The organism is Streptomyces sp. NPDC043853, from assembly GCF_056436025.1.
The window spans coordinates 341185-357998 of record NZ_JBWKDJ010000007.1 but is presented as its reverse complement, the minus strand read 5'-3'; the positions used below and the strand labels follow the sequence as shown (position 1 = coordinate 357998).

19 protein-coding genes are annotated in these 16814 nt (G+C 71.6%); 8 read left to right on the top strand and 11 right to left on the bottom strand.

Annotated features, from left to right (window positions below; all coding sequences use genetic code 11):
- Positions 1-11 precede the first annotated feature (11 nt).
- The 3 genes from AC067U_RS21015 to AC067U_RS21005 are packed head-to-tail and all read right to left on the bottom strand — an operon-like array spanning position 12 to position 2907.
- On the bottom strand, positions 12-842 hold the full coding sequence (locus tag AC067U_RS21015) for an HAD family hydrolase (protein ID WP_478831257.1): 831 nt from the start codon (positions 840-842) through the stop codon (positions 12-14).
- Positions 839-1954 (bottom strand): acyl-CoA dehydrogenase family protein, encoded by a 1116-nt coding sequence (locus AC067U_RS21010; RefSeq protein ID WP_478831256.1) that lies wholly within the window; start codon positions 1952-1954, stop codon positions 839-841. The genes AC067U_RS21015 and AC067U_RS21010 overlap by 4 nt, the downstream gene beginning before the upstream one ends.
- Positions 1951-2907, bottom strand: coding sequence for a ScbA/BarX family gamma-butyrolactone biosynthesis protein (locus tag AC067U_RS21005; protein WP_478831255.1), 957 nt, complete (start codon positions 2905-2907; stop codon positions 1951-1953). Before AC067U_RS21005 ends, AC067U_RS21010 begins: the two co-directional genes overlap by 4 nt.
- A 251-nt stretch (positions 2908-3158) precedes the next feature.
- Between AC067U_RS21005 and AC067U_RS21000 the strand changes: the two genes are divergently transcribed.
- Positions 3159-3827: a ScbR family autoregulator-binding transcription factor gene (locus AC067U_RS21000; RefSeq protein WP_478831254.1), complete on the top strand. Its 669-nt coding sequence runs from the start codon at positions 3159-3161 to the stop codon at positions 3825-3827.
- Positions 3828-4026: 199 nt separating this feature from the next.
- Here the strand turns inward: AC067U_RS21000 and AC067U_RS20995 are convergent, their stop codons facing one another.
- The 4 genes from AC067U_RS20995 to AC067U_RS20980 all read right to left on the bottom strand — a co-directional run bounded on the left by AC067U_RS20995 (position 4027) and on the right by AC067U_RS20980 (position 7301).
- On the bottom strand, positions 4027-4284 hold the full coding sequence (locus AC067U_RS20995) for a hypothetical protein (RefSeq protein WP_478831253.1): 258 nt from the start codon (positions 4282-4284) through the stop codon (positions 4027-4029).
- A gap of 335 nt (positions 4285-4619) precedes the next feature.
- On the bottom strand, positions 4620-4994 hold the full coding sequence (locus AC067U_RS20990; RefSeq protein ID WP_478831252.1) for a nuclear transport factor 2 family protein: 375 nt from the start codon (positions 4992-4994) through the stop codon (positions 4620-4622).
- 31 nt (positions 4995-5025) lie between these two features.
- Positions 5026-6102 carry a serine/threonine-protein kinase gene (locus tag AC067U_RS20985; RefSeq protein ID WP_478831251.1) on the bottom strand — a complete coding sequence of 359 codons (1077 nt, stop codon included), beginning with the start codon at positions 6100-6102 and terminating at the stop codon, positions 5026-5028.
- Positions 6103-6242: 140 nt separating this feature from the next.
- Complete coding sequence (locus AC067U_RS20980; protein ID WP_478831250.1) at positions 6243-7301, bottom strand: hypothetical protein; 1059 nt, start codon at positions 7299-7301, stop codon at positions 6243-6245.
- Positions 7302-7556: 255 nt separating this feature from the next.
- Between AC067U_RS20980 and AC067U_RS20975 the strand changes: the two genes are divergently transcribed.
- The 4 genes from AC067U_RS20975 (at position 7557) to AC067U_RS20960 (ending at position 10180) form a co-directional block, all read left to right on the top strand.
- Positions 7557-7943: a hypothetical protein gene (locus AC067U_RS20975; RefSeq protein ID WP_478831249.1), complete on the top strand. Its 387-nt coding sequence runs from the start codon at positions 7557-7559 to the stop codon at positions 7941-7943.
- 89 nt (positions 7944-8032) lie between these two features.
- Positions 8033-8530 (top strand): hypothetical protein, encoded by a 498-nt coding sequence (locus AC067U_RS20970; RefSeq protein WP_478831248.1) that lies wholly within the window; start codon positions 8033-8035, stop codon positions 8528-8530.
- A gap of 192 nt (positions 8531-8722) precedes the next feature.
- Complete coding sequence (locus AC067U_RS20965) at positions 8723-9400, top strand: leucine-rich repeat domain-containing protein (protein ID WP_478831247.1); 678 nt, start codon at positions 8723-8725, stop codon at positions 9398-9400.
- 249 nt (positions 9401-9649) lie between these two features.
- Positions 9650-10180 (top strand): cupin domain-containing protein, encoded by a 531-nt coding sequence (locus AC067U_RS20960; RefSeq protein ID WP_478831246.1) that lies wholly within the window; start codon positions 9650-9652, stop codon positions 10178-10180.
- 55 nt (positions 10181-10235) lie between these two features.
- Here AC067U_RS20960 and AC067U_RS20955 read toward each other — a convergent pair whose 3' ends face one another.
- Positions 10236-11105, bottom strand: coding sequence for an ABC transporter permease (locus tag AC067U_RS20955; protein WP_478831245.1), 870 nt, complete (start codon positions 11103-11105; stop codon positions 10236-10238).
- Positions 11102-12010, bottom strand: coding sequence for an ATP-binding cassette domain-containing protein (locus tag AC067U_RS20950; protein ID WP_478831244.1), 909 nt, complete (start codon positions 12008-12010; stop codon positions 11102-11104). Before AC067U_RS20950 ends, AC067U_RS20955 begins: the two co-directional genes overlap by 4 nt.
- 132 nt (positions 12011-12142) lie before the next feature.
- On the opposite strand from AC067U_RS20950, the gene AC067U_RS20945 reads away from it, so the two are divergent.
- Genes AC067U_RS20945 through AC067U_RS20935 form a run of 3 tightly spaced genes read left to right on the top strand, consistent with a single transcriptional unit; the run spans position 12143 to position 14088 of the window.
- A complete protein-coding gene (locus tag AC067U_RS20945) occupies positions 12143-12409 on the top strand; it encodes a hypothetical protein (RefSeq protein WP_478831243.1) in 267 nt (88 codons plus the stop codon).
- Positions 12410-12412: 3 nt separating this feature from the next.
- Entirely contained in the window at positions 12413-13429 is a 1017-nt protein-coding gene (locus tag AC067U_RS20940) for a sensor histidine kinase (protein ID WP_478831242.1), read from the top strand.
- Positions 13426-14088, top strand: coding sequence for a response regulator transcription factor (locus tag AC067U_RS20935; protein ID WP_478831241.1), 663 nt, complete (start codon positions 13426-13428; stop codon positions 14086-14088). Before AC067U_RS20940 ends, AC067U_RS20935 begins: the two co-directional genes overlap by 4 nt.
- 42 nt (positions 14089-14130) lie before the next feature.
- Here AC067U_RS20935 and AC067U_RS20930 read toward each other — a convergent pair whose 3' ends face one another.
- Complete coding sequence (locus AC067U_RS20930) at positions 14131-15888, bottom strand: serine/threonine-protein kinase (RefSeq protein WP_478831240.1); 1758 nt, start codon at positions 15886-15888, stop codon at positions 14131-14133.
- 257 nt (positions 15889-16145) lie between these two features.
- Positions 16146-16808, bottom strand: a complete 663-nt coding sequence (locus AC067U_RS20925) for a hypothetical protein (protein WP_478831239.1) — start codon at positions 16806-16808, stop codon at positions 16146-16148.
- Positions 16809-16814: the final 6 nt, after the last annotated feature.

Below are 16814 nucleotides of genomic sequence, written 5' to 3'. Positions count from 1 at the left end.
CCTGGTTCCGGCTAAGCGCATCGGACCGCGGGGGTCCACAGGGCCCCGGGCCGGTCGGGCAGCACCGGCCAGCCCTTGTGTGCGGCCTCCCGGCACAGCACGGGGTCGTCTCCCACCGCCACCGGGTTGCCCACGGCCCGCAGCATGCCGAGGTCGCTGTCGTGATCGCCGTACGCGAAGCACTCGCGGGCGTCCAGGCCCCAGGCGGCGAGGCTGGAGGTCACGGCGGCCGCCTTGAGGGGGCCCAGCATCGGGCGGATCAGGGCGCCGGTGAAACGGCCGTCGGGCCCCACCTCCTGCTCGCTGCACACCAGGTGGGCGCCGAGCTCCGCGGCCAGCGGTTCGAGGCAGGCGGCCAGGGAGCCGGAGACGAGCACGATCCGGTCCCCGGCCGCCTGGTGGCGGCGCAGTGCGGCGAGGGTGGCGGCCACCATCGCCCCCCGGCCGCCGCGGAACCCGGCGTACCAGGCCCGGCCGGCGGCGGCCAGCTCGTGGGCGGGCACGCCCGCGAAGAGCCGGAAGTAGGCCCGGTTGGCCTCCTCGCGCGGCAGGTCGAGCAGTTCCTTCAGGACGCGGTCGGCCGCGGGGCGGTCCTCGGAGCGTTCGCGGGAGTGCCAGAAGCGCCAGAACTCCACCATCGTCTTGGCGGCGACCAGCGTCTCGTCCACGTCGAAGAAGGCCGCGCGGTACGGCGCACGGTCCGGAACGGACCCGGTGGCGCGGGCGGCCGGCCCGGCCTGGGCGGTGGCGGCCGGGGCGGTGCCCGCGCCGCCCGCGGGCACCGCGAGGGTGCCGTGGGCGGACACCGTCGCGGGGCGGGAGCCGAGGGCCGGGACGGTCATCGTCCCTCCTCCGCGTCCCGGGCAGCGTTCAGGGCGGCGGCGTACTGGATGCTCGCGGCCTCCATGTCGAGGGCGGCGTGCCCGGTCGCGGCGAGGATGTCCCGCCAGCGCCGTTGCAGTGGGCTGTCCTCCGCCTGGGCACGGCTTCCCGCGGTCCGCATGAGCAGGTCGGCGGCCCCGGCGCACAGCTCGGCGACGCGGGCGAAGTCCCGCGCGTTCTCCGCCACGGCGAGCGAGGTGACCTCCCCGAGGTCCGCCCGGTGCAGGGCGTGGTTCAGCATCAGCCCGGCCGCGTGGAGGTCTGCCGAGGCCCGGGCGGCGGCCTGCCGCTGGGCGGGGGCCTCGGCTGCGGGGCTGCCGTCGGGCCGCCGCCGGGCGGCGGTCAGCTCGTGCCAGTCGCGCAGGGCCTGCCGGGCCGCGCCGAGCGCGGGCGCCGCGAACTGGGCCCCGGCGACCATGGGGTAGGGCACGGCGTGGCAGCGGTCCCGGTCCGGGTCGACCCGCATGAGGTCGGCCAGGGTGAGCGTGCGGTGGGCGGGGACGTGGGCCGCGTCCGCCCGGACCGTGTTGCTGCCGGTGCCGCGCAGGCCGAGGCTGCGCCAGGTGTCGTCGACCTCGATGTCGGCCCGGGGGAGGGCGAAGACGCGGACGGTCCGTCCCTCGCCCTCGCCGGTCCACGAGGCCAGCAGGATCCAATGGGCGTGGTCCACGCCGCTGGCGAGCTGCCACGTGCCGCTGAGCAGCCAGCCGTCCGCGACCTCTTCGGTCCGCCCGGCCGGCGGGACGACGGCGGCGGCGATCCGCTGATCGGGACCGTCGGCCCACAGCTCCCGCTGGCCGGCCTCGGGCAGGTGGGCGGCGAGCCGGGCGTGCGCGGCGTACAGCGCGGCGCACCAGGCCGTGGCGGCGCAGGCCTCGCCCAGTGCTGCCGCGGCCTGGGCGGCCTCCGCGAACGAACCGGCCGTACCGCCCCAGCGCTTGGGCACGAAGTGCCGGGCGAACCCGGCCTCCGTGACGGCGGCGGCCAGCTCGGGGGTCAGTCGCCGCGCGTGCTCGACCTCGGCGGCGTGGCCGCGGGCGAGCACCGCGGCGGCGGAGACGGTCAGACTCATCGGACCGCTCCGTCGGCCGCCGAGGTGGTGATGCCGATGAGCGCAGCGGCCGCGAGGAGCCGTCCGTCCTGCTCGGCGCTGACCCGTACGGCCCGGCGGCCGCGCTCGGCGGGCTCCGGCACGGGTTCCGCGCTGATCTGCACCGGCCGGTCGAGTTCGCCGAAGCCGAAGAACGAGACGGCACTCGATTCCAGGGTCCAGCGCAGCTCCGCGGGTTCCGCTCCGGCGAGCCGCCCGGACGTGAGCGCGGCGGCCTGGGCGAAGGATTCGATGAGCGCCAGGCCGGGGATGTGGTCGCAGCCGTGGTCGAAGTAGACCGGGTGCGTGGTGTCCAGGCGCAGCGGCCAGCTGTCGGGTCCGGTGGCCCGGGCGAGCATCGCGTCGCGGTCGTGCAGCCGTCCGAAGACACCCGGCGGCACGGCGGGTGACGCGAGGTCGGGGGCCGGGCTGCCGGGGCCGGTGTGCGGTGTGGTGCGGAGGCCTGAAGGGAAACGTATCTTCTCGTAGCGCTCGGGGGTCATGGCCTGCCAGCACAGGCCCACCCGGCCCTCGTGCCGACCGTCGACCACGAGTCCGGCCTCCAGCGACATCCCGAACCTGCCGGTACCGGAGGCCTCCGGGGTGCACACCACGTCGATCAGCACGCAGTGCGGACCGGTGTGCCGGGCGGAGCGGGGGGCGGGCGGTTCGAGTTCGTAGTCGACGCCCGTCAGGACGAACGGGTGCACCCGGGGTACGTCGTAGTACACGTGCGAGATGTAGATACCGGTCTGGCGGACGGTCTCCAGCAGCAGCAGCGGGTCGGCCGTACCGGCCGGGCCGATCCCGTTCCCGAAGAGCACGTGGTGCTGCGGCCACTGGGCCGCCACGGTGAACCGGTGCGGACCGGTGCGTACGGCATCCGTCAGGAGGACTTCGGAGACGGCCGCCTTGTGCACGAGGGAACGCGGCACTGCGCGGTCGAACGTCAGCCCGCCGTGCTCAGTCGATCCCCACGCCAAACCCACATCAGGTACGTCGAGTACGGATGCACCAATGATCTCCACTGTCAAATACCCCCGTGAACAAGATGGTTGGGCCGAGGGGCGCAGGGCACACCGACCGGACACGAGCGGACTCCCGGCTCCCACATGATCGAAAATATACCTTCCAGAAGGTATCCTTCAATCCCCACTCGAGATCGCCACGAAAGGACGGGAACGTGATGTCAGAGTCAGGCCCGAGATTCACCGACGGCCGGATCGCCCAGGAGGGACCACCCATTCACCAGGACCGGGCCCGGCTGACCCGACAGCTGATCCTCAAGGTCGCCGCCGAGGAGTTCGCCTCCAAGGGGTTCCGCAGCACGTCGCTGGCGACGGTCGCCCAGCGGGGCGGGATCACGAAGGGCGCGATCTACCACCACTTCGCGAACAAGGAGAACCTCGCCGCCTCCGTGGTGGAGGCGCATTACGCGCTGTGGCCCGCCCTGGTGACGGAGGTTCGGGAATCCCGTCCCCCCACCCCCCTCGACACGGTGGTCGCCCTCCTCGAACGCGTGGCCGAGGTCTTCCGCGACGACCCGCTGGTCCAGGCCAGCACCCGGCTCCAGTTGGAACGCACGGCCATCACCATCCCCCTGCCCACCCCTTTCGTGGGTTGGACGGCGATCCTGACCGAACTGCTCACCGAGGCCGCCCGCGACGGGCAGCTTCGCCCCGGCTGCTCGCCCGAGGCGGTCGCCCGGGTCATCGTCGCCGCGTTCTTCGGCGTCCAGCACATCTCCCACACCCTGAACGAACGCGCCGACATCATCGAGCGCTGGCACGAGGTCAGGGAGATGGTGTTTCCGTCGATCTGCGCCCCGGGAGTCACGATCCAGGGCCTCGCGTAGCGACCTGACCGCGTCCTGCCCCGCCGCACTCCGGGCGAGCCGGGAGCACGGGCGACCGCCACATCCACGGCACGGCGTCGGCATGATGCTCCCGCACCCGGGAGGCGGCGGTCCGGCGCAGGACGCCGGGTGGGCGTGCCCGGCCAGGGACGCCTGCACGGGCGAACGCTCGCCCGCAGGCGCCGTGACGGGGCAAGGATCAACTGCCGGAAGAGTTCGGCGACCGGAGGATTTCGAGCAGGGCCACCGCAATCTTCACGCCGGTGGAAATCGTCAGGGCCTGGAGGAACGGCATACCCATGAGCCACAGAGCCACCATCATGACCGTGAGAACCATGAACGCAGGAAGCACATTGGTTCGCCTGATCACCGTCCTCAGGTGGCCGGCTCTGCTCCGCTGCCGATCCACCGCACGGGTCGGACGCGCGTGGAAGCCTTCCTCTTCGGCTTGCGGCATCGCCCATCCCTTCCCTCGCGCTCTTCTCCGGCAACGAGCCTCGGGCGGGCCCCGGCGGACGGCCACCGCTGCCGCCCGCCCCCGCTGCCATCCGACGTACGGGTTCACCTCATCGGGCCCATCCCTGTCCGTACCGGGCAGGGATGTCGTACCGGTTCGTGGGCGACGACCGTGTGGACCTGCTCGGGGTCTTGCTGCGCGAGTGCCAGGGCACTGGCTGCTCCGCCGCCGGAGCCCACGACCACCGCCGGGCCCGGGTCGATGTGGGCGATGAGCCGGGACGGATCCGCGGCACGCAGCTGCGGCGTCGAGTCCTGCTCGGGGTCGTCGAGAGGTCACTGTCCGCCGAGATAGTCGGTCTGCGAGGCGATCCGGCCCCCACGCAGTTGCAGGACCGAGCAGAAGCCGGCGGTGACAGGCTCTCCTGCGGGAGGAAGGCCCGGGTGCACCCCGGAACTGGTTCCCGCGAAGTCGAATTCGACGGCGATGACGTCTCCGTCGGCGATGATCCGCTTGATGGTGAACTTCCGGTCCGGAACGGCACCGGCGTACTCCTGCAGGTGGCGTACGAAGGCGTCCCGGCCGGTGAAGGCGAGTCCGAAGGGCCCGCACTCGTAGGTGGTGTCGTCGGTGTACAGGTCCCCGAACCGGTCGAAGTCCTGGTCGTTGTAGGCGTTGGCCCACTCGTGTACGAGCTTGCCGCTGTTCATGGTTCTGGTCTTTCTGTTGGCGGAGCCCGGGTCAGGCGGGCGGGCACTCCCGGGGAGGCCGTCTTGGTGAGAGCGGCCGCTGTGAGCGGCTGGGGCTGTCAGCTGGTGCTGCTGATGCAGAAGGGCTGGCCGGAGGGGTCGAGCAGGACGGTCCAGAAGTCCTCGACGACCACGTCCTGGACGACTGGCTGCAACTGGGCCGGAACGCCGCCACCGCGCTTCCGCCGAAGTAGCCCCTCCGCCCCCGACGCGGGCCTTGCGATGGAAGCTCCCGCCGACAAATCGGCTCCGCGGCGCCCGGCACGACACCGTAGGCCGAGGTGGTGATCCACGATGGCGCGATACGGGCCCGGCGCCGGTCGAGACCCGCGAGCACGGGGGCGACCTCCCCGGCCCGGACAGGGGTGGCGGGTTCCTCGGTGGCGACGGCGACGAAGACGGCCCAGGAACCGGAGCCGCCGAACGGAGGGTGTCCCTCCACGGCAGTGAACAGCGTCGCGCCCAGGGACCACAGGTCGGATTCGGCGGTCGCCGGGAGACCGCGCACCTGCTCGGGGGACATGTAGGCCGGGGTTCCCATGAGGGCCCCCGACCGGGTCAGACCGGGCTCGCCCTCCACGGCGGCGATCCCGAAGTCCGTCAGCACCACCCGGTCGCCTTCGAGCAGCACATTGGCGGGCTTGATGTCCCGGTGGGTGACGCCCGTGGCGTGCACGGCGCGCAGCGCGTCCAGGACCTGCCGGCCGATCATGGCCACCCGGGCCGGCGGAAGCGGGCCGTCCGCCTTGATCAGGTCGTCCAGGGAACGGCCGTGGACGAGTTCCATCACGATCCACGGGCGGCCGTCGTCGCCGGCTATCCGGTCGTGGACGGTGATGACACCCGGGTGTTTCAGCCTGGCGGCCGCGCGCGCCTCGCGGTCCAGGCGGTCGATCCAGGCCTTCCGCCGGGAGGCGTCGAGGTCGTCGGGGAGCCGGAGCTCCTTGAGGGCTACCTCCCGGTCGAGTTGCTCGTCGTGGGCCCGCCAGACGGTCCCCATGCCGCCCTGGCCGAGCAGTGCGGCGAACCGGTACCGGCCGACCAGCAGGTGTCCGCGATCGTGAGTCACGACCGGGAACCTAACCCAGCGCGCCCCGCCGTGAGAACGTGCCCCGGCACCTGTACGGTGCCGGGCCCGCGGGTTCACGTTCGGTTCGAGTCGGTCCGTGGTTCCGGTTCGCTCGGCCCTGGGTTCGGGAACGTCTGCGCTTATGCGGCTTCCTCGGTGAACTCATCTTCGAGGTCTGCACCGGGGAAGCCGCTCTCCTCGAACCCCTTGTCCTGCATCAGGCCGCCGGCGAAGCCGCTCATGAGCTCGTCGGGGTCCAGCTCGGTGGCTCCGGCCGGGGCCGTGGGCGCAGTGCCCTCGTTCATCTTGAGGACCAGCCCGAACTTCTTGGGCTTCGCCTTCTCGGCCAGCTCGGCGAGATCGACGTGCACCTCGGCCAGCTCACCGTTCTTGAGCGTGAAGTCGGCCGTGACGGTGGTGTCGGGCAGTTCCTTGAGTTCCTTGTCCGTCGGCAGGTCCATGCCGGGCGGCAGGTCCTTGGCCAGCGAACGGATCTCCCCGACCAGCTCCGTGATCAGCGTGCGGAACGGGGCCGTTGCGGTGATGTGCTCGGTGCCGCCCTTGCCGCCGGCGGTCTTGAAGTCGACCTTGCGGGCGACGACGCCGCGCAGTGCCTCCAGGAGCTTCTTCTGGGTCCTGGCGTCCAGCGACGGCTCCGGTGAAGGCGCCGACGACGGCTTGGTGCCGGGAGCCCGGCCCATCTCCTCGCCGGCCTTCTCCATCTTCTTGGTGTTGTACTTGACCCACTCGCCCTCCAGCACCTTCTTGAGGCCCTTGGCCTCCGGAGGGAGTTGGTCGGTGGGGGGCACGGGGGCGTCCATGGCCTTGGTGAGGGCTTCGACGTCGGACCGGATGTAGGTGTAGTCACCGATGACCCGGTACTCGATGAGATCGCCTTCCGGGGCGCTGACCTTCATGGCCATGCCGACCAAGTCCTTCTCCTCGGACTCGTTGATCGGCTTCTTCGACTCCACCGTGACGGTCATCTTCGCGCCGCTGATCAGCTCGGCAGCCGCGTCGGGGATCTCCTCGCCGGGCTCCGAGCCCGACTCGGCATCCATCTCCTTGAGGGTCTTGGCGTCGACGTCCAAGTCCAGTTCGAAGGAGATCGACTTCTCCTTGCCCAGCTTCTCGAAGGCCCGGTCCAGTTTCTTTCCGGCGGACAGCTGCTCGACCGTGCCACAGGCGGCCGAGCTCACCAGGACGGCGCCAACGACTGCGGTGGCGGTGAGGGTCTTGCGTAGGGCAGTGATGATGCTCTCCTCTTGGGTCCGATCACGGTGCGATCGGTAGGGAGACTCACGGCTCCCTCACAGGGTTGCCCTGCTGTCTCGACGGGGTGGTGCCTGTGCGGGGCACCCCTGACCTGCCTGGGGAGGCTCGTCGAGCTACTCACGGGGCGGTTGAGTAGGTGGGCTCTGCCACCGGGCGGTGCGGGAGCGGAGTCTTGCGTCATGCGCCTCGCTCAGTTCAAACCCGTTCCGTTCGTCCTGCTGTTCGTCGTGTCGGTTGCGGCATGGGCCGCCTGGCTGGGCTGGGACCAGCACCGCGACGTGCACCCCGACGGCTCGGTCAGCGGCCCGTACGAGGCCTGGCAGGTCATCGGGCTGGTGCTGACGCTGCTGGTCCCGGTGTACTGGGCGGCGTCCCGGCGCCACGTCACGGCCGCCGTGCTCGGCACCACGGCCGGCCTGACCACCGCCGCGGGCTTTGACTGGTCGGACGACTCCAGCGGCCTCTTCGTCATCGGCGTGGGCATGGTCCTGGTCGGAAGCCTGGTGGCGACCACCGCCGTCTCCGCTCTGATCGCCTCTCTCACGCGGGACGACCGCAGCAGGTGACGGACGGCGTGGTGCCCCGTGGCCGGCCCGCGCGAGCTGCTCGTCCTGGCGGGGCCCTGGTGGTCGTGCGTTCCTTCGCCAGGACCAGATTGCAGAAGTTCCGCCGCAGACTCGGGTGGTGGGTGCTGGCGGCTCTGGTCGGGGTCATCGCCCTGTCCGTGGTCCTCACCGCCACGGTGGACGGGCCCGTCACGACGGACGGGCCCGACGCCAAGGGCAGCGCCTTCGTCAGCGGGATAGTCGGCGGCCTGACCGTCCTGCTGTCCGGACTCTGCGCGCTGTGCACGGGGGCTTCGATCCACGAGCGTCGCCTGCGCCGACACGGCGTGACCGTCACCGCGGAGCGGACCGACAGGCCGAAGGTGTACCAGTTCGCCGACAGCACCGGCGCGACCCGCTACCTGTCGCACCTGAGCGTCGAGCCGTCCGTCTGGGTGAGTTACGACCCGCAGGACCCGTCGGACGTGCTCGTACCCAGGACTCCGTACACGCGGATCCTCGACACCTTCATGGCGTGGTGCTCCGCCCTCGGCGTGCTCTGCACCGGCCCCATGACGATCTGGCTGATCATCGAGGCGCTCCGCTGACACACCCCCGGGGTTCTCGTCCCCCGACCGCCGCGGCGCCGAACTCCTCGACCAAGGCCGGCTGGTGTCGTCCTGACTGTCTGCTGGTCCGGGGTCCCGGGTGCCCGGACGACAATCGGAGCCTCGGAGGGTTGACGAAGAGGGAGGGCCGTGAGGCACACATTGAACTTGTGGCGGCAACAGCTCGGAGAAGTGCCCGCTTCGGTCTGGCAGCAGACCGATCTACAGGTGCTGATCCTCGCCGACAACGGACTCACGGCCCTCCCGCCGGATATCGGGCGGCTTCACCGGCTGAACACTCTGGACCTGGGCCACAACGCGCTGACGTCAGTGCCCGGGGAACTCGGCAGGCTGACCGGGCTCAGCGGCTGTCTCTACCTGCACGACAACCAGCTGACACGGCTTCCGGACTCTCTGGGAAAGCTGACCCGGTTGCGATACCTCAACGTCGGCGAGAATTCCCTCACCTCATTGCCGGAGACCATCGGTGGGATGAGCGGCCTCATCGAGTTCAGGGCCCAGCACAATCGGCTCGCCACCCTGCCCGATGCCATCGGCAGGCTCCGGAGCCTGCGTGAGCTGTGGCTCCGGGGGAACGCGATCGAGCACGTGCCGATGTCGGCGGCCGACCTGCACGAACTGCGCCACCTGGACCTGCGCGAGAACTCTCTGGACGCAGTGCCGGAGTCACTGGCCGGCCTCCCGCGCTTGCGTCAGATCGACCTGCGGAGCAACCGCCTCCGTCGGCTGCCCGACTGGCTCGCCCTGATGCCGTCCCTGGAGAAGCTGGATCTGCGTTGGAACGAGGTCGATCCCTCGCTACCGCTCGTCAGCGAGTTGGAGCGGCGGGGCTGCGTCGTCCTGACGTGACAGAGCCGGATCCACGGTGCCACCGGCAGCGTGGGTGAATGCCCGGGCCGTGCCGGGCCGGTGGCGCGGCGCACGGCGTGTCCGGATCGGCGGCGGATTCGTCATGGCCGTCAGCCGGTGCGCGACCGACGATGGGGTTTCCCCGGGACTCGTCGCACCGCGAGGAAGCGAATCGTGGGCCTCTGCGCGCACTCGCTTTCCGCTCCTTCGGCGTGCTCCCGCAGACCCCGCAAGACACGAGGAGACATCATGCGTGCCAGGGCAAGGAACATCACTGCGGTGGTGGCCGCCATGACTTCGGTCGCCGTGCTGGCGGCCTGTTCGTCCGGTGCCGAGGCCAAGGAGGTCCGGGAGACCAAGGCGGGTGGCGGCGTCGCCGCAACGTCGGCGGGCCCGGCGACGAAGACAGGCCCGTCCGAGTTCCTGTCCTTTCCCGAACCCGGCCGCACCTGGCGGGAACTCCCGGACTCGGGCGGCGTGAAGTACGCGAATGTGCGGGGCGATCTCGCGGGCAGCGGCAGCTACGAGGCGTTCGTGTCCTTCCCCGCCGGGAAGGACAATCCGCTGCACACCCACGGCCGGGACCTCCCCACCGTCGTGCTCAGGGGCACCTTCTACGCGGACCTCGACGGCAAGCGCGTCCGGTACCCGGCCGGCTCCTACTACCGCCTTCCCGCCGGCAAGCCGCACCTGAGCGGCTGCGAGAAGGGGGAGGACTGCCTTCTCTTCCAGTACCAGGAGGACCACTTCGACCTGGTGCCCGCAGAGCCCGGGCAGTAGGCAGGGCGGGTACGCGGGCGGACCGCCGGGCGCGGGGTCCGTACCGCGCGCCCCCTCACAGGTCGCGCCGCTGGACCCCGGTGATCGCGACTGCGGCCGCGGTGAGGGCCCAGACTCCGTAGACGGTCCAGGCCCCGCCGGTGGACCAGGGGAAGGCGGTCGGGGAGTGGTCGACCTCCGCGAGCCGGAGCCATGCGCGGAAGGGCAGGGCGTGCCCGGCGACAGCCGACCAGCGGCGGCCGTCCGTGAGGACGGTGGGCAGCACGAGGAGGACCAGGACGGACGCGACCATGGTGGTCGCGGTGTGCCTGATGACGGCGCCGAGGGCCAGGCCGGCGAGCGCGCACACCGGCGCGAGAAGGGCGGAGGCCACAACGACGCGCAGGGCGCCCGGGTGGCCGATGGAGACGCCCACGTCCCGGCGGTCGAGAATGGCCTGGGTCAGGGCGAACGAGGTCCCCGCGACGCAGAGGCCGAAGACGGTCGTGACCGCCGTGACGACGGCCGTCTTGGCCGCCATGACCGATCGGCGGGCCGGGACGGCCGCGAAGGTCGTACGGATGGTGCCCGTGCCGAACTCGCCGACGATCACCAGGGCGCCGAGGGCCCCGAGGGCGAGGATCATCACCAGGGCCGCGTTCCCGGTGAAGGCTTCCAGCAGCGGAATCCCGTCCCGGATGAAGTCGGCCCGGTCCGCCGTGCTCCGTTCCATCCAGTGGGTGCAGGTGTCGTAGGCGGTGCCCGCGTTGAAGCCGATGACGGCCAGGGCGGTGGCTCCGTAGGCGATCCAGACCGAGCGCAGGGACCGGAACTTGATCCATTCTGCGGCGACCAGGTCGCGGAAGCGGGGTCGGGGCCCGGAGTCCGGGACGTAGGGTCCGCCGGCGGTCGCGCGCGTGGCCGACGGCGTGTCGGTCGAGGTCATCGGGATCGCCCTCCGGAGTACTGGACGCTGTCGGCGGTGAGGTCCATGAACACTTCTTCCAGGGAGGCGGATCGGGTGCTGAGCTCGCTCAGCGCAACGGCGTGCGTCCGGGCGACCTCGCCGATCCGTTCCGCGGTCAGGCCGGTCACGAGGAGCCGGTCGCCCTCGGCGTGTACTGCCGCGCCCTCGGCCGTCAGCAGCTCCCGCAGGGCGGCCGCATCGTGCGTCCTCACCTGAACGCTCTGCCGGGAGCCGCGGGCCGAGAACTCCGCGAGGCTCTCCGCCGCGATCAGTTCGCCCCGGCCGATGACGATCAGCTGGTCGGCCGTGTGCTCCATCTCGGACATCAGATGGCTGGAGACGAACACGGTGCGGCCCTCGGCGGCGAGCCGCCGGAGCAGGTCGCGCACCCATTTCACGCCTTCCGGGTCCAGGCCGTTGAGGGGTTCGTCGAAGAGCAGCACCGGTGGGTCGCCGAGCAGGGCCGACGCGATGCCGAGCCGCTGTTTCATGCCGAGCGAGTACCCGCCGACGCGCTGCCGGGCGACCTCGGCGAGACCTACCTCCCGCAGCACCTCCCGCACCCGGTGGTGCGGAATGCGGTTGCTGCGGGCCAGGGCGGACAGCTGTGCCAGGGCACTGCGCCCGCCGTGCACGTCCTGTGCGTCGAGAAGGGAGCCGACGTGACGCAGGCCGCGGGGCCGCCGGCGGAAGGGACGGCCCTCGACGGTGACCGTGCCGCCGGTGGGCTCGTGCAGCCCGAGGATCATGCGCAGCGTGGTGCTCTTGCCCGCGCCGTTCGGGCCGAGGAACCCGGTCACCCGCCCCGGCCGCACGGTGAAGGACAGGTCCTTGACGGCCGTCGTGCCGCCGTACCGCTTCGTGAGCTCGTTGACTTCGATCACGGGAACACGGTGCCGGGGTGCGGCCCCGCCCGTCGTCGGACCCTCGCTGACAATCCGCGGCGGCGGGGGTCGACCCTGGTCGTACAGCCCCGGGCGGATGACCGGCCGTACCCGCACTCCTACGATGGCGGGATGTCCGCCTCGCTGCCTCTGCCGCTCCTCAAACGCATTCCGCCGGGCCTGTGGACGGCGCTGGTGTGGTTCGCGGCGGCGGTGCAGCCCATCGTCGAGTACGTGGTGCTGCCGCCGCGGCAGGTGTACTCGCTCAGCTATCCCCGGGACGGCCTGGACTCCTCCGGGGCCCGGGCCCTGCTCGCCCTCGCGTTCCTGCTGGTCCTGGCCGGCAGCGCACTGCTGCGCCGCCGGGCGATTCCGGCGTACGCCCTGGTGATCGCCTGAACGGTGGTCTCGACGGCAGCCTGGCACCAGGACGAGATTCCGCCCACGCAGTTCCTGGGAGTGGATGCCGTCCTGTGCCATGTCGCGGCCACCCGTCCCCGGCGGGCCTCGCTCGCCGCGGCGGCCTCGGCGCTGGGCGTGCTCGCCTGTTACGCCGTCCTGCGCCCCATCGTGGGGGATGACTCCGGCACCGCGCCGGAGCCGTTCGTGGCCCTGACCGTGGTCATCGCCTGGCTCGTCGGCAACTCGGTGTCCCAGGCCCGTGCCCACACCGAGGAGCTGCACGCCAGGGCCTCCGCCCAGGCCGTCACCGCCGAACGCCTGCGCATCGCCCGGGAGATGCACGACACGGTCGCCCACAGCATCGGCATCGTGGCCCTGCAGGCCGGCGCTGCCGCCCGGATCGTCGACACCCAGCCGGCCAAGGCCCGCGAGGCGATGCTCACCGTGGAAAGGGCGGGGCGCGAGACGCTGGCCGGGCTGCGGCGGATGCTCGGCGCGTTGCGCCAGGCGGATGAGGAGGGGAAGCACCCCGGGCACGGCCAGGGACTTGCGCAGCAAGGCCCCCTGCACCTGCAACCCGCCGCCGGCCTGGCGGATGTGGACCGGCTCGCCACGACGGCCACGGCCGCCGGTGTCCGCGTGGAGGTGTCGTGGCGGGGGCGCCGCCGCCCGCTTCCCGCCGACGTCGACCTCGCCGCGTTCCGGATCATCCAGGAGTCGGTGACCAACGTGCTGCGCCACTCGGGTACCGATTCCTGCCGGGTGAGCGTCGATTACCGCGAGGAGGAGCTCGCCATCGAGGTCACCGACCGCGGGAGGGGCGGCGACACCGGCACGGACACCGGCTACGGCCTGGTCGGCATGCGCGAGCGGGTCACCCTGCTGGACGGCGCGTTCAGCGCCGGGCCGCGCCCCGGGGGCGGCTTCGTGGTGGCGGCCCGACTGCCGGTGACGGCCCGACAACCGGTGACGGCCCGGCAGACGGCAGTGACGGAACCGATGACTGGAGCCGAATGACCATCCGTGTCGTACTCGCCGACGACCAGCCCCTGGTCCGCGCCGCCCTGCAGATGGTCATCACCGACACCACGGACATCGAGGTCGTGGGCGAGGCCGGCGACGGCGCCGAAGCGGTCCGGATGACCGGGGAACTCGCCCCGGACGTCGTCGTGATGGACCTGCGCATGCCCGTCATGGACGGCATCGAGGCCACCCGGCTGATCACCACGGGCACGGGCTCCACGCGCGTACTCGTCCTGACGACCTTCGACGACGACGATTACGTGTACGGAGCGCTGCACGCCGGCGCGTCCGGGTTCCTCGTCAAGGACATGGCCTTGGACGACATCCTGGCCGCCGTCCGGATCGTCGCGGCCGGGGACGCCCTCATCGCGCCGAGCGTCACCCGTCGGCTGATCAAGGAGTTCGCCGCCCGCCCGGCGGTGCTGCCGCCACGAGGGGCAGAGCCGGCCGGCATCACCAACCGGGAACGCGAGGTGCTGACGCTCGTCGGCAAGGGCCTGTCCAACGCCGAGATAGCCGACCACCTCTCCATCAGCGTCGCCACCGCCAAGACCTATCTCACCCGGCTGCTCTCCAAGCTCGGCGCCCGCGACCGCGTGCAGCTGGTGATCCTCGCCTACGAAGCGGGCCTGGTGACACCGTCCTCCTCCTGAAACGACGCGAGGTGCCCGGGCCAAGGCCTTCCGCGACACGCTTCAGCAGCGGGCGAGTGTGCCGCTCTTCAGCGTGGACTTCTCGCTGAACAGCCAGCCTTCGGTGGTCGTGCCCTCGATCCGGGCGTAGATCCACTTGTTGCCGTGGGCGTTGTCGACGTAGCAGTGGTAGTAGACCTTCACCCCGGACTTGACCGCGGTCACATAGGAGCACTCGGCGTAGGGCGCGGTGTAGAGGTGGGTGTTCTGGGACACGTAACCGTAGCCGTCGCTGCGGTTGGCGTGGGCCCAGCCGGTGCACGCCGTCGACACCGGGACGGGCTCCTTCACCTTGGCACTGGGCGTGGCCTTCGGCGAGCCGGACGGGGCCGCGGCCGACGCGCCGCCGCTGGTCCCGGGCGTCGGAGTGGAGCCTGCCTTCCGGTCCTCGTCCTTCTTGGTGGGGGTGCCGGACGGCTTCTTGCCGGGGCCCATGGACGTCAGGTCTCCCGGGGCGGTCGGGCCGCCCGTGCCGGACAGGTCACCGTCGGCGGGGGTGCTCGCCGTGGGCAGCGCCGTGGTCGACCCGTCGCCGCCCTCGTCGCCCCCCGTGCCCATCAGGGCGTAGGCGACTCCGCCGCAGGTGAGGACGGCAGCGGCGGCCGCCAGCGCGACGACGGTACGGGAACGGGTGCGGCGGCGCTGCGCGTGGACGGTCGTGGTACGGGTCCCGGAACGGCTGCCGTGGCCGGCGGTCATGCCGGGCGCCATGCCCGGCTGCGCTGCGCCCGGCTGCGGCGGTGCGCCGTATCCGTCGCTCGGGGTGGCGGAGGCGGCGGGCTGGGGGATGGGCTGGGGGAACGGCGCGGCGGCGGGACCGAAACCCGGCGGGGTGACGGGCTGGGGGGCGGGCTGGGGGAACGGCGCGGCGAGGGGAGGACCGAAGGCCGGTGGAGTGACGGGCTGGGGCGCAGGTGCCGCCGCGAGGTCCGCCCGCCCGCCCGCGGCGACCGCCTCCAGCATCTCGCGCGCCTGCCCGGCGTCGGGCCGCTGCAGCGGGTCCTTGGCCATCAGCGCCCGCAGCACCGGGGTGAGCGGTCCGGCGCGCCGGGGCTCGGGCAGCGGTTCGCTGACGATCGCCGCCAGCGTGGACCACACCGACGTCCGGCGGAAGGGCGAAGCGCCCTCCACGGCCGCGTACAGCGTCATGCCGAGCGCCCAGATGTCCGACGCGGCACCCGGTACCTGGCCCTGTGCCCGCTCCGGTGGCAGGTAGTCGAGGGAGCCGACGATCTGACCGCTCTGGGTCAGCTTGGCCAGGGCCTCGTCGCCGGCGGTGTCCATGCTGGCGATGCCGAAGTCGGTGAGCACGACCCGGCCTCCCCCAAGGCCTTCGGAACGGGAGGCACCCCCACGCTCGAGGAGTACGTTGCCGGGCTTGACGTCCCGGTGGAGCACCCCGGCCCGGTGTGCCGCGTCGAGCGCGTCCATCAGCTTGGCGCCGATCGCGGCCGCTTCGCGCGGATCCAGTGAACCGCGCTCGGCCAGCACGGCGTCGAGAGAAGGCCCGTCGACCAGCTCCATGACGATGACCGGCAGCCCCTGCTCCTCGACCACGTCGTGCACGGTGACCACACCGCTGTGCCTGATACGGGCGGCGGCCTGTGCCTCCCGCTGCATCCGGACCCGGAGATCGGCCAGTTCGGCAGGTGAGGCGTCGGTGTAGGCCCGCAGGACCTTGACGGCGACCTCGCGGTTCAGCAACTGGTCCACCGCCCGGGCGACCACACCCATGCCACCCCGGCCGATCGTCGCGGTCACGCGGTATCGCCCGCCCAGAACCTCGCCGACCAGATCCGTTCCGTTCGCCCCCGTCACCTGTCACATCCCGTTCGTCACACTGTTCGAAATCCGCCGCGTAGCGGATACCAGGGTAGGGGTTCGCTTATGTGCGAGTGCGCACGGGCCGACCCTCGGCGCGCAGGTGGCACCGCCCAGCAACCGTGCTGATCAAGGCATTTGACCTGCGATCAAGGCACTCGTCATCAGTTGACGGGATGAATCCGTCCCGTTGGTGATCACTGATGAGAAATGGGACCGGAGCGAAGCGCTGATGCCGCGCGTGTTCGTCCCACGATTCCGGGAGCGTGGCCGGCCGCCCACTGTCCTGCGGGGGTTGCCTCGCGTCTGGCCGGAGCTGTTACGAGGCGGCGGGCTTCGGCCGCGACCTCGGCATCGACCTGGGCCACTGCTGCCTCGTCGCCGTCGTCGAGGATGCCGTACGCGTCATCGAGTTCGGCGAGCCGTGCCGTCAGGGGCAGCTCATGTCCGTAACGCTGGTGAAGCCGGAACGTGAGCTCCCAAGGTTTCAGCTCGCCTGCCAGCATGCGTCGTGCGAGCGCTCGCGCGGCGGCTTCTCGACCGGCCTCACCGGCGACCGGATGGAGAACGAGGCCGAGCTCATCGAGCGCTCCGGGGAGCAAGTCGCGAACATCGTAGTTCGCCTCGGCGCGTGTGCAGGCGGCCAGCATCCGCAGTCCGGGGCTGTCGAGTCCGGCGACGAGCGCGTCACAGGCCGCGCTGACGACCTCGCTCGCGGGGATCTCACCCACGCTCCAGAGAGTGGCGCGATCCAGTAGCTTTTCGGCTGCTGCTTCGGTCGACGGCATCTGCCCATGATCCCTTCGCCCGCGGGTCCCGGTCGAACAGGTTCCGCCGGTGTGCTGTTGCTCGACGTTCACTCGTCT

Bases quoted from the DNA above. Each gene is read 5' to 3' on its own strand.
- AC067U_RS21015 (WP_478831257.1), bottom strand. From the start codon at position 842: ATGACCGTCCCGGCCCTCGGCTCCCGCCCCGCGACGGTGTCCGCCCAC.
- AC067U_RS21010 (WP_478831256.1), bottom strand. From the start codon at position 1,954: ATGAGTCTGACCGTCTCCGCCGCCGCGGTGCTCGCCCGCGGCCACGCC.
- AC067U_RS21000 (WP_478831254.1), top strand. From the start codon at position 3,159: ATGTCAGAGTCAGGCCCGAGATTCACCGACGGCCGGATCGCCCAGGAG.
- AC067U_RS20995 (WP_478831253.1), bottom strand. From the start codon at position 4,284: ATGCCGCAAGCCGAAGAGGAAGGCTTCCACGCGCGTCCGACCCGTGCG.
- AC067U_RS20990 (WP_478831252.1), bottom strand. From the start codon at position 4,994: ATGAACAGCGGCAAGCTCGTACACGAGTGGGCCAACGCCTACAACGAC.
- AC067U_RS20975 (WP_478831249.1), top strand. From the start codon at position 7,557: ATGCGCCTCGCTCAGTTCAAACCCGTTCCGTTCGTCCTGCTGTTCGTC.
- AC067U_RS20960 (WP_478831246.1), top strand. From the start codon at position 9,650: ATGCGTGCCAGGGCAAGGAACATCACTGCGGTGGTGGCCGCCATGACT.
- AC067U_RS20955 (WP_478831245.1), bottom strand. From the start codon at position 11,105: ATGACCTCGACCGACACGCCGTCGGCCACGCGCGCGACCGCCGGCGGA.
- AC067U_RS20945 (WP_478831243.1), top strand. From the start codon at position 12,143: ATGTCCGCCTCGCTGCCTCTGCCGCTCCTCAAACGCATTCCGCCGGGC.
- AC067U_RS20935 (WP_478831241.1), top strand. From the start codon at position 13,426: ATGACCATCCGTGTCGTACTCGCCGACGACCAGCCCCTGGTCCGCGCC.